Source organism: Halorubrum sp. LN27 (assembly GCF_016635065.1).
GTDB lineage: Archaea > Halobacteriota > Halobacteria > Halobacteriales > Haloferacaceae > Halorubrum > Halorubrum salipaludis.
The window spans coordinates 1321384-1342512 of sequence record NZ_JAEPET010000001.1 but is presented as its reverse complement, the minus strand read 5'-3'; the positions used below and the strand labels follow the sequence as shown (position 1 = coordinate 1342512).

Genomic DNA, 21129 nt, shown 5'->3' with positions numbered 1-21129 from the left:
ATTAGTAATATAAGCTAACAGAGCAATTGAGGCTCAGAGCTATCCAAGCCTAGTCTCGATCCGAGATATCAAGCTTATTCAGCGCACTTAGCGTGTATCGAGTAGATGAATCTAGCCCGTAGTCTCTAGCATTCCGTCTGGCAACTCCAAGTCGGGTGTAAAAGAGCGGTTTAAAAAAGAACATACCCTCATCACCGACGAGATCTTCTGACGTAATTACGTTCCCGACCCTGTAGACATCCGCCACGTCAAAGTAATTCGGGACGGCAAGCCCCATGTAGTATCTTTTTGAACGATCACCGCGTGCTTCATGATGCCAAGCAGTACTCACCTGAGCGTCGTAGAGTACTCCTTCGTCAACAAGTTCCAGAGCCTGTTGCCAAACACTCCCAATTGTCTGGCGCTTCGGAAAGACTAACCACTCACCCCCTAATTCGCTGCGCTCATAGGCACCACGGTCAAGTTCTTTGTGCGCCTCTGACATATCCTCCGGAATCGGTGGGGCGACTTTATCAAATGGACGATTGGTTGTTTCCTGCACGTCTTCGATATTGTATCGCCGGAAGTACTTTGCTCGTTCGTGCGGCTGAACACGCAATAGTTTGCTAGCCTGTTGTGAGGATTCGTCGTAGACGCTTCGAGGGTCTGGGATCAAAGGTGAATCCGGGGTACGTCGTCCATCAATAGTGGGGCCGCGATCCTTGATCCCAAAGTAATCTTCGTAGATTCTTTCCGAGACATACTCCCGGAATTGGGTTTCCTGCTCTGAGGTCAGCTTTGCTGTGTCTGCCACAAACTCAACAGCGCCATCTAAATCAAAATCCCGTTTGTCATGACGAGCTTTCCGGGCTCCCGTAATAAGCCACTCCTCAAAGTATCGCTCTTCGTTATGACAGAAGATACAGCGGTCTCCTGTATCGGTGAACTGGAGTCCCCGATCTATATGATCAGGACACGTGACAAGGCCGGCATCGTCAAACGAAATGAGATTGTGGGAGTTAATCCCGTCGTCGGTCAGTGTAACGTCATGAATTCCACCCGCGGCATCAGGTCGCATCGGGCCGACATTCTCCATGGAATACATCGGAGCGATGGAGTTGTTTACTGTCCGGCCCGGCAACTGTCCCCCAGCAATATACGCGAGTGAATCATGATTATTCCAGAGTTCAGGATAGAGATCTGGAGTTACGATGACGCAGTTATCCTCTGAAGCTGCTATTGCTGGGTTCTGAGTTAATGAGAGATGTTTGAGGCTAACGGTTTCTTGAGTGGGGATGTACCTGAGTTCTTCATTCGGAGCGGTTACAAACGGATCCGAGGTGCTCCCCGGTGCGTACTCAAATTCGTCGTAGACAGTGTCAAGCGGATCTCCGTGACCAAAGTCTCCGGTGATGAAGTAGACAGGAAGTTTTGATGCAAGTGGTCCAAGCTGGTCAATTAGTTCTTCAAAACAGCTCTGGGGACCTAGCTGTTCGTGGTGGGGTGATGGCGGAGTAAATCCGGAATAAATCGCCGCATCAAATGAAGAGAGATCGTACCCCTCTGTCTCTAATACAGCACGGATACGTATTCCAGCTACCTCACCGTCTTGAATATTTGGTCGTGCACTGCCGATGAGTAAGAGACGCAATTCGGTATCGTCCGAATTAGTAGATGGATTAGACACAGTACTAGGATTGTCTTTGAGCTCGGATGTATTCTGTCTTTCTGACCTATCGGAACTTTTCGTTTGTGAATCTGTACTCTGGGAATTCGGTGAGCTCTCACCAGACTTCCCGTTTGAATCCTGAGATTCAAGATTACGTTGCCCAGATTTGGTTCGTCCGAGTTCTCGTTGTGCGGCTTCAATAACGAGTTGGGCGGTCTTCGTTCCAATTGATCTTGCCTCCACAATATTGACAACATTTGAATCCGCAATCTGCTCAACTGTCTCAAAGCCTTCCTGACGAAGATAGTGGGCCTGCTTCATATCTAGGCCACATGCCTCTAGGAGTGACGGTTCCTGATTCAGTATCTTGATGAGTTCGTCAACAACGTCACTAGGAGGAATACCATCCGAAATCAACGATCGAAGATGTTTCACTAGTTGAGTATCCGATATGTCAGTTTCATTCTGCAATCGATCAAGTACGTCTGAGTCGTTGAGAATGATTTTGGCACCTTCGATGATCGACTCAGCCATTGATTTTGATCCGATATCTGCGTTCGCGACACTTGATGGATCAGCTGCTGCCAGCGAGCGTACGTCTTCAATTCCATTTTCTACTAGTAAGCCTGCTCGGGGGAAAGTTACACTCGGAACATCAAGCAAGGATATTGTTTCTGTATTATTATATTTTATTGATACTGTCTTTAGAATTGCCTCATCGCCAACACCATATTGTTTCAGCTGCCGGATATCATCCCTAATATCCTCTTCAGCCGCGGATGTTCGCCGGCAGGCAAGAGTAGTCAGTTGATCTATGTCCGACGGCATTTGATATCTAACTGATGGTTGACCGTGAAGGAATAATGTTTGTCGATCAGAGAAGGACTCTGAGTCTTAAATTATTGCAGTCACTCAGTGCCTGGAGTTACTAGCGTGGCGGTATCTCCGACAACGTGGGCTACGACTGAGTTCAGCGATTTAACCGCAGGTGCTTGGATGACAACTCCGATCTCCAAATTCTGTGAGAATCCATACTTCGTGAAATTCGCACTCCCAACGTACGCGGTCCGTTGATCCGCAATAAGGATTTTCGAATGGAGTGTATATTTTGGATGCTTTCCGTCCTCTTCTGGTTCATAGTAATCATACACTGCCAATTGACCGTCATGTCCTTCAGCGATCTCAAACAATCGCTGGACTGCAGTATGATTTGGTTGTCCAGGTTGGAGCTGCCGAGATACCAAGGTGAGATCAACACCGCGTTCAAGAGCGCCTTCTAGACCAGGAAGGAGCCAATCCATCCCTTCAACTTCAAGGAAGGGGCTAGTTAAGACGAGTTCGTCAGATGCATTCCGGCACAAGGTAAGCAAGCGAGTAGTGATTTGGCGCATGCCAAAATCAACGGGATCCAGGTCGCTGAACCCCGGATCGTTCTCTGGTAACGTACAAACAAAGTCGATCGCGACCTGTTCGGTCCTTTTGTCCACGTAATCAAGTACGTTAATAGAACGCCGGCAGTCAGAGAGTAAATTAATACAGTCCTCGCCATTAATCTCGATAACTTCCGGTGTTTCACCTCTTGTTGCGTAACCTCGTGACAGAAGGAATTGGAAAAACAAATCCGCGAGTTCCCGGTTGACAGAACTGCTCTGATTTACTACCGTTTCGGCAGATAATGGTACTTTCTGCGTACTGTTCAGGGCCACTACGCTCAGCAATTGTGTTATAATCTCGGTATCTCCGAGGAGTTGCGCTAAATCGGTCGCGTCGCCGAGCGTGTCGGGGCTATTCATCAATGTTAAGTCCGAGATACCCATCAACGTGCCGTTCTGACACTCCTTTCGAGCCGTAAACAAAATCACGACCTACGTTCCGGTTGAAGTGGACACACGAGACCTCCGAAAGGTGGAGACAGTTGTGACACGCCCCACCTTCGCGACTGCAGACTGGGTCGTAGACACAGTCGTTGCCACGATTTTCCAGCTCGGTGAGCAGATCGGAAAACGTTGACTCAACCAAGGTATACAGTGCACCGATGTTGAAATCGGTCCGCTGGTTGCTGTACAAGACGAACGAAAGCGCTCGAGGCATTAGGAACTCTGCTAGACTCGATCTGGAGAATCCAGAGAGCTGCGTCGCGTGTTTCAATACTAAATGGGAATACGTATGCAGCAGATGGTAGACAAAGTAGGTCAACGCATCTACTCCGTCATCGGGATCCATTTTGAGTTGGTCGAATGTCGGGATCTCGTCCATATTGGCAGCGAGCCAGGACCGGATTGCCGGCTCGTCCCATTCCGATAGGGGCTCTGTATCCACAGCGTCGATCCCGTGTTCGGTACACCACGTGGCGACCGCTGAACCGTCCCAGCTATCTGGAACCGGATACTTGCGACCGCGGGGTAGGTGACTGTTGACGATCGCGTCACCGAGCGCGGCGACATGTTCTCCGTCACCACGCGAGTTTTCGAGTACCCACGTGACTACTCGTCGCGGTGATAGTTCAACCTGAATCGCCTCAGTTTCGACCGTGTCGGTAAATAGTGGCGTCCCATCACCTGACGAGTCAACGTCCGACTCGCTGAAGGCGATGAGGCGAGAATCGTCCGGCTCTCGATTGATACGCGTAAACCCAAACACTACATTTGTTATCGGGAAGTCTTCGACGAATGCGACGTTTTCGAGACCTAACTGGTGGAATTGATTTTCGAGTCTATCTGCACGGAGTTCGCGCCGTTGTCGGCTCTGAGGTGTATCTGCGCCTGCTTCGAGGATGATCTCACGGGCAGTCCGCCGTTTGAGTTCCTCCGTCAGGTTGTGATATTGGAAGATGTCAACGATAGCTTGTTGCCCACCCTGTGAGATATCTCCGTCCGTATTCAGGAAGGGGACCAATCCGGCGACTTCGTCACCGATCGGTTCATCGCCGTTGTCCATGTCGTCAAGTTGCTCTTTGAGATCCTCAATTTCATCTGCGATTTGCTTGGCCAGATCCCCTTCTTGAGATTCATACATGTCCTGATACGTCTCAAGTTGGCTCTCAACCCGCTCTCGCTCTTCAGATACACGCCGGGAATCCAGCTCAATCCGATCAAATGGTTCGTCGGTCAATCCAAGATACTTTGCGAAGACCGTCTTGCCGAAGCGTGGAGCCGAGGCGTCTGCTGCAGCACCATGGCCGATGTTGATAACCGTGAGATGGTGTGGCTGAAACGCTGAGCTTGCTCTGTGGACGGTCAACTGCATCCGGCTGTTCGGGAGGTCACAGTTACACCAGGCTTCGATGTCTTTCTCATTTTTACAATTGAGACAGAACCATCTGGCGTTCCGAAATCGCTGACTACCAAACGATTCGAACTTCCAGTCGTCGTAACTGTTACATCGGGAGCACTGACCAGGAAATGGGGATTTGATTTCTCCACACTCGTGGATGAACACGAACTGATGTTGTTGGATACTCCCCGAGCATCCGTCGCTCTTGCAGTTCAAGCTTCGATTGTACTTTGCTAATTCGTTAGTATTCTTGTACGAGTGAATCCGCTCACACGTTGTACAGCGGAATAAGAGTGGAAAGACACTTGTTGTGACTTCACGAGGTTCCACCAGCTGGAACGAATCTGCATACTGTGGAAAGCCGACCGCACTGTATTCGCCGGAGCGCCATGCCTGAACCTTATTCAATACTTGACGTCCAATATAGCCGATGTCAAGATCCGACCGTTCTACGGCATCGATCCCCTCAACACGGTGAATCCCGGACTTCCCCGTATAGTCAAACGTATTACCGGGAAGGTAATTGAACAAGACCTGTGCTTTTCCACGTTTCATGTAGCTGTCGTCTGAGTTCGTCATTGTTCGTTCATAGTATAGAATAGGTTCTCGTTGTCACGATCCACCGGCAAGAACGGGATCTGGTCGTCAATATCCCGGAGGCTCATCATCGTTCCAGGACTCAACGCTTCACTGGCCATGTCCTGCTGAATGTTCTCAAGGTTGGTGAACGCCCGATCGCGCTCACGGTCCAGAATCTCGCGAAACGCCTCTGGAAGTTCACCACGGAGGTCACTGCCGTATGACGCCTCCAGCAAACCCTGAAAGTCTTCAGAGTTGTTGATACTGACACCGTATTGATTCCCGCGCCCGGATTGCAACGACCGAATCAATTCACTCACTTGGTCGCCAAAGTAGAGCCATTCACCGCTTTCATAGAGCCATTGATTCAAGATCCACGCAAATATCATGCTGGGCAGGGTCCGACGGACACTGAAGTGGCTCCAACGATTGATCGGCACTGGTTCAACAAGACGATCCAAGAATTCGTGATACTTCTCAAAGAGATGGTAATGACTCTGATCTCGCTCACGGGCGGGGTTAAAACAGACAAATACGCTTCCTGGGAACGACCGCCCAGCGCGAGAACTAGATTGGATGTATTCTGCCGTTTGACGTGGCATTCCGAAGAACAACATGTGATTGAAACGGTTGACGTCTACCCCGTGGCTAATCATATTGGTCGCTGCAATGTTGTTGAACCGTTGTCGGTAGTCTTCTGGTGGGTTTTCTAGGTTCCCTAAGATATCCTCAACTTCCTCGAATGGGGTATCGCCAGTCAGCTCGGCGAGATTCGGTTCACGAAGTCCGTCCTCACGAAGATACCCGGCAATTTGTCCTCGCATTGACTGCGTGTAACGATTCTTGTCTCGCTTGCTGATCGTGTACGTGAGGGCCGTTTCGTACAACTCAAGAATCGATAATAATTCGTCGTTTGACGCAGCTGTCTCAAACTCTAATTCGTTGAGTAACTCGTGTTTGCCGCTTCCAGAGAGCAACTCCTGGCGCAATTGCTCGATCGTGCGAAGGTAGTAGTAATCAAGTTGGATGATCGCGTTGATGTGGGTCTTCCCATGAGGCATGATCCCGACAAAATGCCTCCGTGTCGCTTCTCGTGTTGTTGCATAAAAATTCTCGCCGACAGCAGGACCCTGAGCGGGGAAGCGCTCTGCCTTCCTCAGATACAATTCTTTGGCTTGCTGATCGTACTCTTCTATCGTCGCGGTAGCACCAATAATCTTCGTCCGCTGTTCCCCATTATATCGCTGGTATTTATCGACGAATGTCTCGAAATGGCTATCAAAGGTACCGAGTGATTCCTCCAGTAAGTGTAGTTCGTCTTGAATCTGTAATCCCGGAGCAATATCGTACGACTCTCCGAACGGCGTATCTGAGAGCGGAACCAAGTGACCTCCACGTTCAGCGTTCTCGCCGCCAAATCGGCTGTCACAGCCGTATTTTTCGGTACACTCCCCAAAGCTTGCAAATCCATGGTCGGGACACCAGTGTGACATTTTACCGCCGTAAAGGTGAGCAGATTTTCGCTCATAGCCCACAGCAGTGATCTTGTCAATGGTACCGACGATCATGGTCGGTGCGTATCGATAGAGTTCGTTATCAACGATGTGAACGGGGAGTTCGTCGTCGGCGAAGATCTGGTAGTCACTATCGGAGCGATTACGCTGTTGATACCGACAGTCGGATCGATTCGCCGTACAGTAGTGTGCGAGTCGAAGGTCGTCGGTTGCCCGGATCTTGACATCACTCCCGCAGACCGGACAGGATGGGAAAACTTTCACACTCTCTCTAGCGCCCTCTCCACCCTCCGGATCCCGGAACCGCTCAAATTCCCGCCGGTAGTCTGATTTTTTTGCTCCTTGTTTGTTTGAACGGTTTGTGACCTTGTTGGGGGTGTTTTTCGATCCCACGAGGTATCCTAGTGTGAATGGGAAGTTTTTGGCTGATCGAATGTCTGGCTCCTGAAGACGGTGCAGCTCGGCATACATGAGGATCTCGCCGATCCGCTGCGTCTGCTGTAGCGAGAGGAGTCTGAGCGGGAAGCGTGTCCAAGCTGTTACACCGTATCTTTTCCCTCGCTTCCTGTCGAAGAACGCGTTGAATACGGCTAGCCCCAAATACGCCTCAGTCTTCCCACCGCCAGTCGGGAACCACAAAATATCTACAACGTCCAAGGCTTCTAACGGACTCCCGTCAAAGTTTTCACTCTGAGATCCCTCATCACGCCATGAGGTTTCAGACCATTGGTCGTATTCGCGACTGGCGATATCCGGAAGGACCCTGAGAATAAACGCAATCTGGAAGAGATGCCACGCGTCGTATTCCATCTCTCCATCCTCGTTGGTAACCTTCGATACGAAAGTCTCATTCATTAGCTCAAACGACCGAACAAGGTGGCCGTCACCCTCTTGTAAATCCCACTCAAGGGCCTGGATCCCACGTTTGACTCGCTGTATTTCTTTTTTGAAGGCTGTTTTATCGGCTTCGAAATCTTGTCGATCTTCCTCACGGAAGTCGCCACTCGCTTCATAATCGGCGAGATACTCTGGATACTCCTGGTTAAGGTACCACCGCATCTGCTCCTCAAGGTTCCGTAATGCGTCTAACCCACCCCCTTCAATATCTGTCAGGGTTTGAAAGCTTGTGTCGATCTCCGGGTCAAAATCATCTGGATCGCGCGTTTCGTATCGCTGTTGCCGGTACGTCGGGACATAGTTGGTTCGCAAAGTTGACTCGTCCACTCTGCTTACGGTGCAGTTTGTTCCATACCCTGCCAGATTCCGATCGTAGCGGAAGTCCTCATCCAATCGCTCAAACGTGAAGTCATAGAACTGCCCCTCACTAAGCGACAGTTCGATATTGACATCAAAAAGCGTCGGATCGTAGTCATCTGCCGCAAAACGTGAATCGAAGCCTGATGTGTCTGGGCTTGGGGCCGACACATTTTCAACCGTGACCACACCGCGAACGTGGTCATCTTTATCATCGAAAAATTCGCACTGGACGTTGATATCCCAGTCGGGTTGAAATGCAGGTCCCTGCGAGGCGATTCCCCCAATGAGTTGTTCGTATCGAGCTCGGGCCTCTTCCTCCGGGACATTCTCAAAGAGTTCTGGCGGGAACTGATAGTCCCCACTGTAACTATCAGCCTCAACAGCAACCGTGAATGGTTCGCCATCTTCAGCGTCATTTTGCACCGTTATTGGTGTCTCAACATCAGCCGCGGCACGCCAGACGGGAGGCTCTGATGCATCGGTCTCTGCGGCCTGAATTTCTTTACGGAGTTCCTCTTGGAGCGTGTCCAACACCTGTCGTTGGATATTGGTACTCACCGCATCTTTGCTTTCAAACGCCCCGACACCGGGGAGATCGATTGATATCGGCTCCGTCTTAAACGGGAGTCGTCGGTAGACTGTGGTGAGTTCTCCATTCTGCCGAGCAGGATCTGAATCATCGTCGTCACCGGATGGGGTTCCCGCGATAGACTTCTCAAATTGTTCCTCGTAGGTGGGGAAGGATCGATAATAGACATTCCCTGAGACCGAGACGGTAAGTTGACTTGCAGACTCAGTCTTAAGGAGGAATTCAGCCTGCAGTGCCGTCGGCGAGAGCTTTGATTGGAGATCTTCTGATAACCCACTCAATTCCGCCTCTTTGCTCGGTATTAACGACCCAGCAAAGTAGGTATCTCTTGGCAAGTCACCGTAACAGTTTCTGCCATCCGGTCCGCTTCCGGTTCCGGATGCTTCTTCAAGGACGGATTCAGCAATCCATTGACCGAGTCGTTCCTGATCACGGTAAGCCGCGTCACCAGCTTTTGACGGGTGTTGATCCAAGAAGGAACCGCGGTCGATTTGCATTAGTAATTACATTTGTGTCGGTGGTGATATAATTAGGGGAACACGAGGCGGTGGTAAGTGTGACACCGTCGGTAGCTCTACTGGTTGATATCCGTATTCCACCGACTACTGCGAGTATTACACGGCTCAGTATGTAGAGGGGAAACAATCGGAGCGGTTACTTTACGTCCTTGACAATCCCTCGGATTATCTTTTCTGCCTCGCTCTCATTAAGACCCTCCAGTTGGACGCTAGAAAGAGTGTGGTTGAACTGGCTGGTGGCTTTGTCAACGACGGTGGAATCTTCGTCCGTGACCGCGCGCACAACAGCGACCGCTGCTGGTTCATATCGTGCAAACCAGCGGTCAAATACCTTGTTTACAATCGTTTGGTTCGCGAAGACTTTCTCTGTGAGTCCATAGTCCTGCGTTGATTCGTCGTGCGTCAATTCTGCAATCCACCAGAGACGGTGGATCGCGTTGGAGTAGAGGTCAGATCCAGCACCAAGGAACTTCTCTCGCATGGCAGTCTCTGAACGGTATTTCCAACGATGCCGGACAAAGTGTGGATAGCGCTCTACTGCGAGCCAGTGCCAGAGTCCGGGGTCGCCAGCGACACGTCGACTCACGTTGAGGCGACGATGGACATCGGAGGCGAGAGCGCCATCCATAGCTGTGTCGTATCGTGAGTGGTTTGAGACAACCCGGTTGACAGCAGAGTCAAGTGTCTCCAGATCTGCCGTCGGCTCTCCCGGCATGGGCTCTATGAACTTGGCGAGCTTGTCGGGATCTATCTCGGCGTCGCCCTTCAGAAATGGATCGCTGACTAGTCGCCGTCCGTCTTCGGTTAGTCTGTAGAGGGTGTTCGGTTCGGTCATGCTAGATCTGGAGTCCTTCTTCCATGAGGTTGATCAGCTGCGATCTGGGGTCCAGATAATCCTGCAGTTCGATGTCGATACGACTCATCAACTTCGGGAGCGTCTCGGGATCGCGTACGTCTCGTCGGAGTGCGAGGGCGGCTTCTTTGACATCATCGACATCGTAGATCTCCCGAGCGAACGCCTCAATGACCGTCCGCTGCCACTGGTGTTTGACCCCACCGTCGTCATCAACAGCCGTACCCGCACGCACGATAAGTTGCTGCCAGACCGAGTAGGAGATCTGGTCAAGAATCACGTCTCTCATCCGTGGCTCGGCACCGACCGATCCATCTGATTCCAGTACGTCGGTAATCCGTGGATGATCTGCGTTGACCCACAGCTTGGGTCTCGCCTCGTTGCGGAGATCAAGGTAATATAGCTTCTCGTCACCGGGTAAATGGGGTGACTGAGAGAAGCTGACCTCCTCTCCGTCAATCTGAGCACGGCCGTCGTCTTTGACTGGATCCACTACTGCAGTGTAGATCCGGCCGCTAGCGACTCGGACGTTAGCCTCGGACGCGTGTGGACCGTCCCGTTTGCTTGATTCGGTACGAACCAGATAGGGCCGTAGCTCCACTTCGTCACGGAAATCTTCCCGGTCAAGTACGACGTTAATTTCGTACTCTCCCGCACTTGTCGGTGCGTCTCGTACGGGGATTCGTCCGCGGTATATCGTCTGATGACACTGCACCGTTATGTAGAGCTTGGCCGGCGGCTGCGCGCGCTCGTCGGCGGGGAAGACCGCTTCCACCGTACTTTCAGGAAGGAGTATAGTACCGGACAGCTCAACGGTCTTCCATTCGTCTTCCTCTCCCGGCGGTATCTTGATACGGGTCTGGCCGGCTTTGAGATTGAGATTGCGTGGTTCTCCACCGTCGACAGAGTATTCGGTGAGCTCAAAGTCTAGTCCTTCGTTCCGGTAGGCATAGGGGAGAGAAGTTGAACGGTAGCGCTGGGACTGTCGATCCACAGTTATTCACCCCCTGAGGTTCGCAGTTCGGCTCGGATCTCCAAACGTGTCTCTCCGATGGAGACCGGTGCAGCAACTCCGTCTCCAACTGGCTTCGACTCTCCCTCAAACTCCACCAACGAGTCGTCGTCTTCAGCAACCAGACGCGCTATCCCATCCTCACAACCTACGGTCAAGTCGTCGGAGGAGACGCGTATAGTGTCGATTGGGACATTATCGGAAATTACTCCGTCCTCACCGATTCTCTGCATGGAGATTTCGGCAGTCCAGCCCTCAAACTCTTCTTCGATAGGCTCAATTTGCCCCTTGAAACGCCACCGACCGTCATCGTAGACAGAGTGACTGTCGATCTCGAAAATCGACGAGGGGCTCTGTGTAGACCGTCGACGCATGCGTTCCTCATGGATCGGGAACCGCTTCAGAACCTTGTCCGAGAGGGCGTCTGTGCTCCCGTCGTTCCGTGAGATCAGATGTCGAAGCCCGTCTCGAGCAGTCTCGAACATGTTGTCTAGTGCGGTCCGGAAGCCTCGCTTGTACTGCTCTCGGAGGTTTTCTGTAGAAACCCACTCGTCGTGCTCCGGGGGCTCGGAAAACCGAAGGAACCTGTCAATCTCAAGGTCTGCCTTAGTTGATCGGTCCTCGGATCTCGCTTCCCCCGCGGCCAGCACGCTGTGGAAGTTTCGATCACCGAACGCAACCCGACTCTGGTCGTAGTACTTCACAACCATGCCAGCCCCTCTGAACATGGCGACAGTATTGAGGTAGGTGTCATCGTCTGCTGGTGACGCGAGACGAGCCGCAAGGCGTACGGGCCCGTCCGGTGTCGCAGTCTCGTCCGCTCGTGGCGGTACGTCTATCGGGATATTAAGCCCGGCGACGTCACCCGGTTCGCTCAACGTATTCCCTTCTTCATGACGTCGCTCAAAACACTTGACGAACGGTCTGATCTCTGGGACACTCTCAACATCCGCTTCGCGCTCCATGTCGTCCGTTTCAACAACGACACGGAGATCACCCCGATAGATGGCAGGCCAGAAGTACTTGACTGCTGCGGCCTCAAACTGCTCCGCCAGTTTGTCCACTTCTGGGTGCGTATCTCGTGTTGGATCGCGATAGCCGACCACCATCGCACTAGTCCCGCTCACTGCTGGTCGCGAAAGATTAAGACGCTCGGCGAGTGCCTCTGCCTCATCCCCCCAGATCGACTGCGGCCGCAGCCCATCGTCGGTCTCGCGTGGGTTGCACAGCCAACCAGCCCCTTGGTACGTCACGTCGTTGAGTTCGTGAGTTGGTAGTTTTGTCCGCCCAATAAGTCGTGGCGTGGTGACGTTCTCCGGTGTGTCGATTGGATGAGAGTTGAACAATACCGTGGAAGCTCCTGAAAACGTCCACAGAACGGATTTCCCTAATCCATACGATCCTCCCGCCGTGTCGTCCTGCTTACTGCTGTACAGTTCGTCGCGGACGAGCGCTGCGTAGTTTGAGTCTTCGTCCCACCGTCCGGTCAAGCCCGTCGTATTACTGTCTTCTACTATAAGGAGGCGAAGTTCAGAGGCCGGGTCGCCTGCCCGTTCAAGAAACCGATCGTATCCACGGCCCGTATCGTGGTCCGCAACTGTTTGGATTTGATCACGCAGATGCGATTTCCACCCGAGAGCTTCCAGGAACTCGGAACGCTCATCACCAGTTAATGTGATAAATCGGAATCGTACTTCTACCGGATCCTCATTGTCCAGTCGCTGGTCATTAGCGTTCTGAACGACTTCCCTCACGAAGCTTTCTGAATCGTGGTCAATCGCGTGCTTCGTCGGGTCATCACCGTACCGTGGAGCGCCTGGTCCCCCGCTGAAAAAGAACCAACTACCTGGTCTTTCGACAATATTCTTGCTCGTCGTCATGTTTGTCCTCTATGCTCGCCCATCAACGTTCGTCTCGACTATTGGATACTCGAGAAACATGACTGTTCGCAATCTCGGGAGAATAAACTCTCTGCATGCAATCCCTCAGGCTCACCCGTGTTGTCCTCTTGCCCAATTTAATATACTACCTGCCTCAAAGAATATCCATGGATGTCTCTGCGGTGGATCTGTTCTGTGGCGCCGGCGGCCTGACGTACGGGCTGGAGCAAGCGGGAATTTCCGTGGAAACCGGATTTGACAACAATCCCGACTGTAGATACGCCTTCGAAGCCAACTCAAGCGCCGATTTCAGGAGCATGAACGTCGAAAAACTGACTCGTGAACCGGAGGGCATCAGGAGACAATATCCATGGAATGCCGATCTAAAGGTGCTAGCCGCATGTGCCCCATGTCAACCCTATTCAACTCTCAGTCATGCGAAGGACAAGACTCCTGAAGAACATGACAAGTGGGGATTGCTTGATGAGGTACGTAAGATAGTCGAAGAAGTTGAACCCGATGTCCTTGCGATGGAGAACGTACTTCAAGTCAGGAACGACAATATATATCACCGACTTATTGACACTCTTGAGGACCTGGGCTATTTCATTAACCCGGATGAGGACAAGAATGTGTACGGTCCCGAATACGGAATCCCACAGAAGCGCAAACGTTGGGTACTTCTCGCATCAAAGGAGGGACCGATTGAGCTAGGCGATCCACTGTTTCCCTCTGAATCGGACTATCCGACGGTCAGAGAAACGATCGGTCACCTACCAGCCATTAAGCACGGTGAGACGCATCCGAACAACCCACTACACCAGGCGCGTTCGCTGTCGGATCTTAATGAGGAACGAATATCGAACATGGAGCCAGGAGAAGACTGGACTGTCTGGGAGGAAATGGGTAAAGAGCATCTTCTCCTTGACTGCCACAAGAAGGAGAGCGGTCGGTCTTACAAGGCTCCTTACGGGCGGATGTCGCCGGATGAGCCAGCCCCTACAATCACGACGCAGTTCTACAACTACGGTAGTGGTCGATTCGGGCACTACGACACCGACCAGAACCGTGCTATTTCTCTTTTGGAAGGCGCGATGCTGCAGACGTTCCCCGAAAACTACCAGTTCGTCGAAGACTGGGAAGAGGCGACGATAACTCAGCTCGGACGCTGGATCGGGAACGCCGTACCACCACTACTGGGTCAGCGTATCGGAGAGGCGATCTTGGACCACGTTGATTCCGAACAACCGACACGCGCATTGGCGAACGATTAACGCACACTCCAGCAACCGGTAACGAGAGGTCTTTATTTGCTCCACCATATCGTCTTCCTGATGAGGAACTCTTCGCTCTATCTCACGGGATATCTACACCTTGCCACTTTCGCGGCTGCGGCAACAGACATTTCCGAGGAGGTTCTTAATGAGTAGCGAATACGGGGAACCCGATCGACCGACCATTCTCCACTGTTTTGCGGACGCTGGTACTGAGTCCGAGATTCTCTCAGAGTTTGGAGACGTAATCCGGGTCAGCATTAACCCGAAAGACACCAACGAGAGTGACCCGATCAGAGCTGATGCCCATCTACATCCTGAAAATGGAGTGAAGGATTGGGGCTTTCCTATTAAGCAAGACCGCTCCTTTGATCTCGGGCTCTTCCACCCAGTCTGTTCAAAGTGGGCATCAACGACGAGTATCTCGGGTGATCCGGATTCCCATGAAAACATGATTCCGAGTGCTCGGCAGATCGCGAAAGAGTACTGCGACCACTATATCATCGAGAACGTCCCAAAAGCTCCTCTACGAAATCCTACGAAACTTAATGGACGCATGTTCGGGTTACCAATTGAGTACGAGAGGGGATTCGAAACGTCCTTCCGCGTCCCCGAACCGCCACGTCAGGGGTCCTTACTGACTAACACCGGAATCTCTGACACGGCCGAAACGTCATCGTTCTACTTCTCAGAACGATCTAAAGAGTGGTGGGCAGCCACTAAGGCCTATGACCCTCGACCATACGCGAAGCAACATTTAGCGAAGAATGCCATTCCCGGACCGTATATTCATTATTTAATTCGTGCTTGGCTTGTTGTGTATGAGGAAGAGCAGGGCATATCCGAGGGGAGAGTGGACTACTCAGACTACGATGCAGAGATGAAAACCAAGCGACGGGACGACGCGAATCGAAATCTCGATGAGTTCACAGACGAGTCTATGTGACAGGGATGTTCAGCTACTTCTCGTCATTTCCCGGTATAATTAACCACGCGCTGACCGAGATGTTACGTAGAAATCCTCAAGTACCAACAAATCAAATCCCGTAGATGTGAATCGGGTAGAGGTATACCGTCCATGATTTCTTACTTTAGGACACGAGTGGAGGGAGAGCGTCGGATGGGTAAGGCCGTCACCGACGTTGCCCTCGACCGGAAACTTGAACAGTTTGTTCGCGAGACCGCACAGAACAGCGCTGACGCTGCCCTAGAAGGTGAGACACCCCATCTCATCTATCGGTACGTACAGCTAGAAGGGGATGAACTCGAAGACTTCCTTGAGGCTATTGACTGGGATAACCTTCAACCTCATCTTGAGGCTGTCGCAGAGGAAGATGACGAAATCGGTGTTCGGTCGATGTTGGACCGAATCAACCGGGGGAAGCTTCCACTCCTCGTCGTTGAAGACCGCAACGCCGAGGGGCTGGGGGGAGAGGAGTTTTCAAAAGAGACAAACTACGCATCGCTGCTCCAGGACTTTGGTAGTTCGACCAAAGACGAAAATGAAGGTGGTGTCCACGGTGTCGGAGCCTCGGTACTCTGGGGATTCTCCGCGTTCAAGACCTCTCTCTTCTTCACGAATCCTGCCGAGTGGAGTGATGACGAATCTCCTCGACTCGTTGGACGAATCGACCTTCCCTACCACGAATGCTCTGATCAGGACGGCAATCTGCAAGAGTGGCAAGGTGACGGATGGATCGGTGCTGAGGACGACCAGGGCCGAAGAGCCGTCTCTATCACGGGTGAAGAAGCCACGGAGATAGCGACAGATCAACTCCATGTCGAAGCAGCTGACGAACGCTCCGATTCTCCCGGAACAACTGCCGTAGTCGTAGGTTTCAGAGAACCCAGCCGAAGTCGTCGATCGCCGGCGAAAGTCGTTGAGCGGATCGGTGAACTCGCCGCTAGGTACTACTGGCCGCTGATCGTTGAGGGAGGCCTCAAAGTGTCCGTAGAGGGACCAAACGACGATGAACCCAAAGAGGTCCATCCCGAAGACGTTGACTGGCTCACCCCTTTTATTGAAGCCTACGACCAGTACGAAGCGGCTGACGACGAACTTGACGAAGCACCAGATGTCGCTGCCACGGAAGTTCCAGTGGCGATTCCACATAATAGTGACCAGCCGACAGATGGTGAAGTTACTCTCGCAGTCCGGAGTGAAGATGGCGACTACGATAAGTTCAAAAACCAGGTCGCGATGTTTCGAGGGGCACGGCACGTTGTCAAGTACCGCCAGTACGGATACACCGCCCGAACGGCTGGGCAGGAGTTTCATGGGCTCCTTCTGGCGGGACGTGCAAGATATTCATCAGACGTTAACGAGAATGACGTTGCAGAATCTGACGCAACTGTTGAGGATTTCTTCAGGAAGGCAGAACCAGAAGCCCACAATACGTGGGAACAGGAGGTCAGCAAACTGGAGAACAACTACCCAGGGGGACACGAAGAAATAACTACTCTCATTGAGGAGCGTGTTCCGAGTACCTTGGAGAATCTGCTGATCGACGCGGGGACAAATGAGACAGAGTCAATGGAGTCGGTGGGCGGTCAGTTCCCGTACTTCTCCGGTGGTCCGAGCCATGGGCCGACGAAACGAAATAGTCCGGGTGGGGGTAGCTCTATAGTGGAGAATGTCTCGAGAAAGTTGAGCCACCTTGGTGATCAGTACGAATGTACAGGTACGATCGACCTCGCAGGGCAACCCGCAGACCAGTGGGAGTTTGAGATCGAGATCGGCGTCGTTGACGCGGGAGGGAATCAGTTCGATACCATCGCTCTTGACGACGTCTCGGCACGCCCCGCTGATGGAGTGGGAGTTGTGGACGACTCGGACACCAGGGTCGTTGTTGGCGAAGACGTGGCCAGTGTTGAGTATGATATTTTATCAGTATCGACTCGAGACCTGACCTCAATTGGTGACGGAAAAGCCCGATTGAACTTCGAAATTGACGCTAAATTGGAGGAAGACTCATGACTACTGTCGATTTCTCCGTTGACGAGTATCCGTATAACCACGACGGGCAATCGCTCAAGTCCGTCGTAGAATCCTATAAGTTGGACGACTCCGAGAAACAGGATGTTTCTGAAGACCGCCGTCTTGTGCTGTTCGGAACGGACGGATGGGAGACGGTAACCTTGGAAACGCTCTTGTGTAGCACATTGTTGATTTCAGAGAGTGGCTTTGACGGCGTGTTTGAGCGCTTTTCGTCCGGGTTTGCGGTAGAGTTCTCGTCTGAGTTGGAACGCTCGGAGATACTGTGTGAGGCGATCTTTTGAGATGCCTCGATGCGGCGAGAGCCACCGTCGCGCCAGCGACGCGTGGCTCTCGCAGGTGTTCACGTGGACCGTCTCGTCGGCGTATTCACCGTCTCCGTGAACAACGTATTCGCGGTCGAATTGCTCATCTTCATCAAGCGGATCGTACGCGCAAAATCCGTCGGTATAGACCGTGAGAGGCTCCTGCTGGCGGTCAGCCAGCAGGAGCCGGATCGTCGATTCGTCTGCGGATTTCGCCGGCACAACGTACCGTTGCTCGGTGCCACGATCCACGAGAACGAACACGGGCGGTTTATCTTGATCATACGTTCCGCGCCCGCGTCGAGAGAGGCCGCGAGAGCGCGACCAGCGGTCGCGCTCGCGGCCTTTTAGACCGGTAGAGACGTAGAACTCGTCAATTTCAACCGGGCCACGGAGATCGAGTGACGGCGCGTCGAGCGCTTCAGCGAAGCGCTCGACACGCCTGTGAATCGTTTTGTAGGTGACCTCGATTTCGCACTGTAACTGCCTGAGACTCGTGTTAAACCGCAAAAACGCGTAGATCGAAAACAGCCACTTGCGGAGTGCGATCTTCGAGTGAGCGAAGATCGTGCCGGTCTTATCGTTGAACGTGCGGCCGCAATCCTTACACAGATACCGCTGAAAGTGCCCGTAGCTGCCGTTTCTGACCGTTCGGTCAGAACGGCAGCGAGGACAGGAAACACCGTCACGCCAGCGAACCTGCTGTAACAGGTCCGCTGCGACCGATTCCGACCCAAACACATCCAGCGGAATCATTCGTGTCGGACACCGCTGACGCGGTGTCCTTGTCCTCTTCGACTCCACAGCGACAGCTCAGCAGTATCAACAATCTCCTACAGAAGAGCGCCTTGGAAATATCAGTGACTGTCGAAGACGAAACATTGGAGTACGTCTTCCCGAATCCGGAACAACATGAGGGAGTAATAGTGGTCGCCGGATATTGTCCCTCTACTCACAAGCGTTTCGCAGAACCCGTAATCTGGCACACGGGGCACACGGATAGCTTCGGTGGAGGTACATATACCACAGAAGTCACGTTGGAACGGAGTGATTTTCGAGAACGAGTCTCTCTCACCCCAAAACTGGTCAGGAACCGCACGCGAAGTGGTGAGGACGACTACGCTTCAAAGGCTGGTCGTGAGCTCGCGACCGGTAGGGGTTGGGACGTATTCTTTGACGAGCCCGTGCTGAGCCTTGAAGGTGATCTCCCCGTTGAAGCAGCTAGATTTAGCGAGCGGACCGATCTGGGAACCGAGAACAACGAATGGTACGTTGACGTCAGAAACGCCGAGGAACCGAAACTATGGGTCAACAAAGATCACCCTTACGTTGTGGAGGTACTTAATGCAGTAGACGACTGGGATAAGCGTGGCCACGTCGGGCGGGTAGTCCTTAATCATCTGGCAGCATCGATGTTGACTCAGTTCACGATCAAGGCCGTCCAGCATGCCGTTGTCACCGGGGAAATCGAATATCAGTGGCAGAAGACGCTGTTGACCGACGTCTGTAGCGAGTACTTCGGAACCAACCCCACGGTAGACGAACTCGAAGATCTGTTACAGCCAGAGGCGATTTCGACGACAATCAACCAGGTAGAGAGTATCGTCCAGCGTCGACGGACACCGCATGAGGACGTCCAGAAGCTTCTCGGGGTGATCGGCGATGAGTAAACTGTACCGTTTTAGTGCCGGTGGAGTGGAGACCCTCGTCACCGACGAGTTCCTTACCGAGGATATCACCTATCCCGAATCACGGCTTGAAGAGTTCCGTACCGAGACCAACTATGAAGCGGATCTAGATTCGCTCGGTCAGGTGCTTGACTGGGTGATGGACGATCGGAGTCGGTTTGACAAGGGAGATTCGGATATTGATGCCGCCGTAGCGCCGGCAGTTCGAAAGTTCGTTGACGTGCCGCCACGCGCTGCCGGTGACGAGCGTATCTGGCACTACCTCGCAGTGGGGTGGCGCCCCGACTACGTTCGTTATCGTTGGCCCTGGGAGGGCCATAGCCGGACTCTCACATCAATGCGGGAGAAGTTCACCGTGTCAATGCGAGACCTCTACACACCAGCGTTCGGTCGACTCTGGTTTATGGCAGAATTCACCAGACAAGAAGAGGACTATAAGCCGACTGAAGCGATCTTGAGCCGACAGTATGCTGCGAACAGACTCTTCGACAGGACAGACATGCGCCAGCCGGAAGTGGTGGGGGCGATTGCTCGAGTGGTCCGCGATGTCGACGACGAGGAATTTATTGATAACGGGGAAGTTTTCGAAACAACCGCAAAGGCAGTGAGTCATGAACTTTCCACGGTCTCTGTGGAGAGTATCAACACTAACGGGGTTGAGCAGATTGTTCGCGAGAAATTCGAACGAGCTTCCAACGCCGAGTAGCGCCTAAAGCCTCAGCCGAGTGTTGACTTTCTCTCCCAACACACGCTCAATAGCATCTCTGACCTCCACTGACATTGACTCAAACTTGTACTTGAGTGACTTCCCATCACTGAAGTCGAAGGTTATGCTTTCGCTGGGGCCAAACAGTGCACTATCGGAATAGACATCCTCAACAGATCCGTACGGGGTGAATGATTGGATGTCACCACCATGGTCCCGGGCGAATATCCAGATGCCTTTGGAAGTCAGATGCAGATGGACGGGCAAGCTGTCTTCGGCCGTATCTGTGTGGATATCTAATTTCTTCGACTCACTATCTTGAACCCGGATAGGGCTGTCCGAACAGGAGTGGATGACCTGGACTGTCTCATTAGACTCGTAGAGATTAACCGGAACTGTATCAGAGAGACCATATCCCTCTAATACGTGGTTTTCGAGGTCTGAGTGACTCCACTTTCCGTACGCGACATCGTCTAGCGGGTCCTTTCTGTCTGAGGTGGTGTCTGGGATCTTAATGCTCCCCTCAATATATGTGTCGACAAGTTTGTAGGCCTCAGTATCTTCGATCAATCTACAGAGGCCAGTCCCGTCAAGCAATTTCACATTGAGTGCCTTTGCCGTCTCTCGGGCTTGGTCCGAGAAGCCGGCGGTAGTGATTATCGTGACCGCGTCAACGTTCTCTCGCTGCCGCCGAAGACTGCTGTATTGTTGAACTTCAGTACTACTTACATTCCGACTTGCACCGTACCGTTTGGCTTGGATAACGAGAGTCAGAGGGATTGGGAGATCCCGTGTGGCGACGACATCAATTCCCCAGTCTTTCGCCCGTGGTGTCACCTCCGTCTCCCATCCTCGTTGCTCCCAGAGTTCTCCCAAGAACTCTTCGAAGGCTTGATTATCGAGTCGTTGAAGATGGGATAGAAGTTCTTCTCTCTCGTCGGGAGAAACTCTTGTGGGCAATTCACTCATCGCCGGATGAGAATGACGTGTTTATTTTCCCGACTGACCTCATCTTGATGAGCATTCATCGCGGGTGAG

14 protein-coding genes are annotated in these 21129 nt (G+C 52.4%); 5 read left to right on the top strand and 9 right to left on the bottom strand.

Going from position 1 to position 21129, the window contains the following annotated elements:
- Positions 1-49 precede the first annotated feature (49 nt).
- The 7 genes from JIN95_RS06595 to JIN95_RS06565 all read right to left on the bottom strand — a co-directional run bounded on the left by JIN95_RS06595 (position 50) and on the right by JIN95_RS06565 (position 13123).
- Complete coding sequence (locus tag JIN95_RS06595; protein ID WP_200530878.1) at positions 50-2476, bottom strand: putative phosphothreonine lyase domain-containg protein; 2427 nt, start codon at positions 2474-2476, stop codon at positions 50-52.
- 80 nt (positions 2477-2556) lie between these two features.
- Positions 2557-3441, bottom strand: a complete 885-nt coding sequence (locus tag JIN95_RS06590; RefSeq protein ID WP_200530876.1) for a phospholipase D-like domain-containing protein — start codon at positions 3439-3441, stop codon at positions 2557-2559.
- A complete protein-coding gene (locus JIN95_RS06585; protein ID WP_200530875.1) occupies positions 3434-5500 on the bottom strand; it encodes a hypothetical protein in 2067 nt (688 codons plus the stop codon). Before JIN95_RS06585 ends, JIN95_RS06590 begins: the two co-directional genes overlap by 8 nt.
- Complete coding sequence (locus JIN95_RS06580; RefSeq protein ID WP_200530874.1) at positions 5497-9357, bottom strand: helicase-related protein; 3861 nt, start codon at positions 9355-9357, stop codon at positions 5497-5499. The genes JIN95_RS06585 and JIN95_RS06580 overlap by 4 nt, the downstream gene beginning before the upstream one ends.
- 157 nt (positions 9358-9514) lie before the next feature.
- Positions 9515-10213 (bottom strand): DUF6339 family protein, encoded by a 699-nt coding sequence (locus JIN95_RS06575; protein WP_200530872.1) that lies wholly within the window; start codon positions 10211-10213, stop codon positions 9515-9517.
- A gap of 1 nt (position 10214) precedes the next feature.
- Positions 10215-11225 carry a hypothetical protein gene (locus tag JIN95_RS06570; protein WP_200530871.1) on the bottom strand — a complete coding sequence of 337 codons (1011 nt, stop codon included), beginning with the start codon at positions 11223-11225 and terminating at the stop codon, positions 10215-10217.
- 2 nt (positions 11226-11227) lie between these two features.
- Positions 11228-13123 carry a hypothetical protein gene (locus JIN95_RS06565; RefSeq protein ID WP_200530870.1) on the bottom strand — a complete coding sequence of 632 codons (1896 nt, stop codon included), beginning with the start codon at positions 13121-13123 and terminating at the stop codon, positions 11228-11230.
- Positions 13124-13218: 95 nt separating this feature from the next.
- Here JIN95_RS06565 and JIN95_RS06560 point away from each other — a divergent pair, with 95 nt between their 5' ends.
- The 3 genes from JIN95_RS06560 (at position 13219) to JIN95_RS06550 (ending at position 17374) form a co-directional block, all read left to right on the top strand.
- A complete protein-coding gene (locus JIN95_RS06560) occupies positions 13219-14397 on the top strand; it encodes a DNA cytosine methyltransferase (RefSeq protein ID WP_234699169.1) in 1179 nt (392 codons plus the stop codon).
- A gap of 148 nt (positions 14398-14545) precedes the next feature.
- On the top strand, positions 14546-15343 hold the full coding sequence (locus JIN95_RS06555; RefSeq protein ID WP_200530868.1) for a hypothetical protein: 798 nt from the start codon (positions 14546-14548) through the stop codon (positions 15341-15343).
- 174 nt (positions 15344-15517) lie between these two features.
- Positions 15518-17374, top strand: coding sequence for a hypothetical protein (locus JIN95_RS06550; RefSeq protein ID WP_200530866.1), 1857 nt, complete (start codon positions 15518-15520; stop codon positions 17372-17374).
- A 194-nt stretch (positions 17375-17568) separates the two neighbouring features.
- On the opposite strand, the gene JIN95_RS06545 is transcribed toward JIN95_RS06550, so the two are convergent.
- Positions 17569-18453 carry an IS1595 family transposase gene (locus JIN95_RS06545; RefSeq protein WP_200530865.1) on the bottom strand — a complete coding sequence of 295 codons (885 nt, stop codon included), beginning with the start codon at positions 18451-18453 and terminating at the stop codon, positions 17569-17571.
- A gap of 104 nt (positions 18454-18557) precedes the next feature.
- Here JIN95_RS06545 and JIN95_RS06540 point away from each other — a divergent pair, with 104 nt between their 5' ends.
- Together JIN95_RS06540 and JIN95_RS06535 are read left to right on the top strand one after the other, a co-directional pair.
- Positions 18558-19367: a hypothetical protein gene (locus JIN95_RS06540; RefSeq protein ID WP_200530864.1), complete on the top strand. Its 810-nt coding sequence runs from the start codon at positions 18558-18560 to the stop codon at positions 19365-19367.
- Positions 19360-20091 (top strand): DUF6339 family protein, encoded by a 732-nt coding sequence (locus tag JIN95_RS06535; RefSeq protein WP_200530863.1) that lies wholly within the window; start codon positions 19360-19362, stop codon positions 20089-20091. Before JIN95_RS06540 ends, JIN95_RS06535 begins: the two co-directional genes overlap by 8 nt.
- A 3-nt stretch (positions 20092-20094) precedes the next feature.
- Here JIN95_RS06535 and JIN95_RS06530 read toward each other — a convergent pair whose 3' ends face one another.
- Entirely contained in the window at positions 20095-21060 is a 966-nt protein-coding gene (locus JIN95_RS06530) for a restriction endonuclease (RefSeq protein ID WP_200530861.1), read from the bottom strand.
- Positions 21061-21129 lie beyond the last annotated feature (69 nt).

What these genes read in the sequence shown, in the direction of transcription:
- JIN95_RS06595 (WP_200530878.1), bottom strand. Translation starts at nt 2,476, where the DNA reads ATGCCGTCGGACATAGATCAACTGACTACTCTTGCCTGCCGGCGAACA.
- JIN95_RS06590 (WP_200530876.1), bottom strand. Translation starts at nt 3,441, where the DNA reads ATGAATAGCCCCGACACGCTCGGCGACGCGACCGATTTAGCGCAACTC.
- JIN95_RS06585 (WP_200530875.1), bottom strand. Translation starts at nt 5,500, where the DNA reads ATGACGAACTCAGACGACAGCTACATGAAACGTGGAAAAGCACAGGTC.
- JIN95_RS06580 (WP_200530874.1), bottom strand. Translation starts at nt 9,357, where the DNA reads ATGCAAATCGACCGCGGTTCCTTCTTGGATCAACACCCGTCAAAAGCT.
- JIN95_RS06575 (WP_200530872.1), bottom strand. Translation starts at nt 10,213, where the DNA reads ATGACCGAACCGAACACCCTCTACAGACTAACCGAAGACGGACGGCGA.
- JIN95_RS06565 (WP_200530870.1), bottom strand. Translation starts at nt 13,123, where the DNA reads ATGACGACGAGCAAGAATATTGTCGAAAGACCAGGTAGTTGGTTCTTT.
- JIN95_RS06560 (WP_234699169.1), top strand. Translation starts at nt 13,219, where the DNA reads ATGCAATCCCTCAGGCTCACCCGTGTTGTCCTCTTGCCCAATTTAATA.
- JIN95_RS06555 (WP_200530868.1), top strand. Translation starts at nt 14,546, where the DNA reads ATGAGTAGCGAATACGGGGAACCCGATCGACCGACCATTCTCCACTGT.
- JIN95_RS06550 (WP_200530866.1), top strand. Translation starts at nt 15,518, where the DNA reads ATGGGTAAGGCCGTCACCGACGTTGCCCTCGACCGGAAACTTGAACAG.
- JIN95_RS06545 (WP_200530865.1), bottom strand. Translation starts at nt 18,453, where the DNA reads ATGATTCCGCTGGATGTGTTTGGGTCGGAATCGGTCGCAGCGGACCTG.
- JIN95_RS06535 (WP_200530863.1), top strand. Translation starts at nt 19,360, where the DNA reads ATGAGTAAACTGTACCGTTTTAGTGCCGGTGGAGTGGAGACCCTCGTC.
- JIN95_RS06530 (WP_200530861.1), bottom strand. Translation starts at nt 21,060, where the DNA reads ATGAGTGAATTGCCCACAAGAGTTTCTCCCGACGAGAGAGAAGAACTT.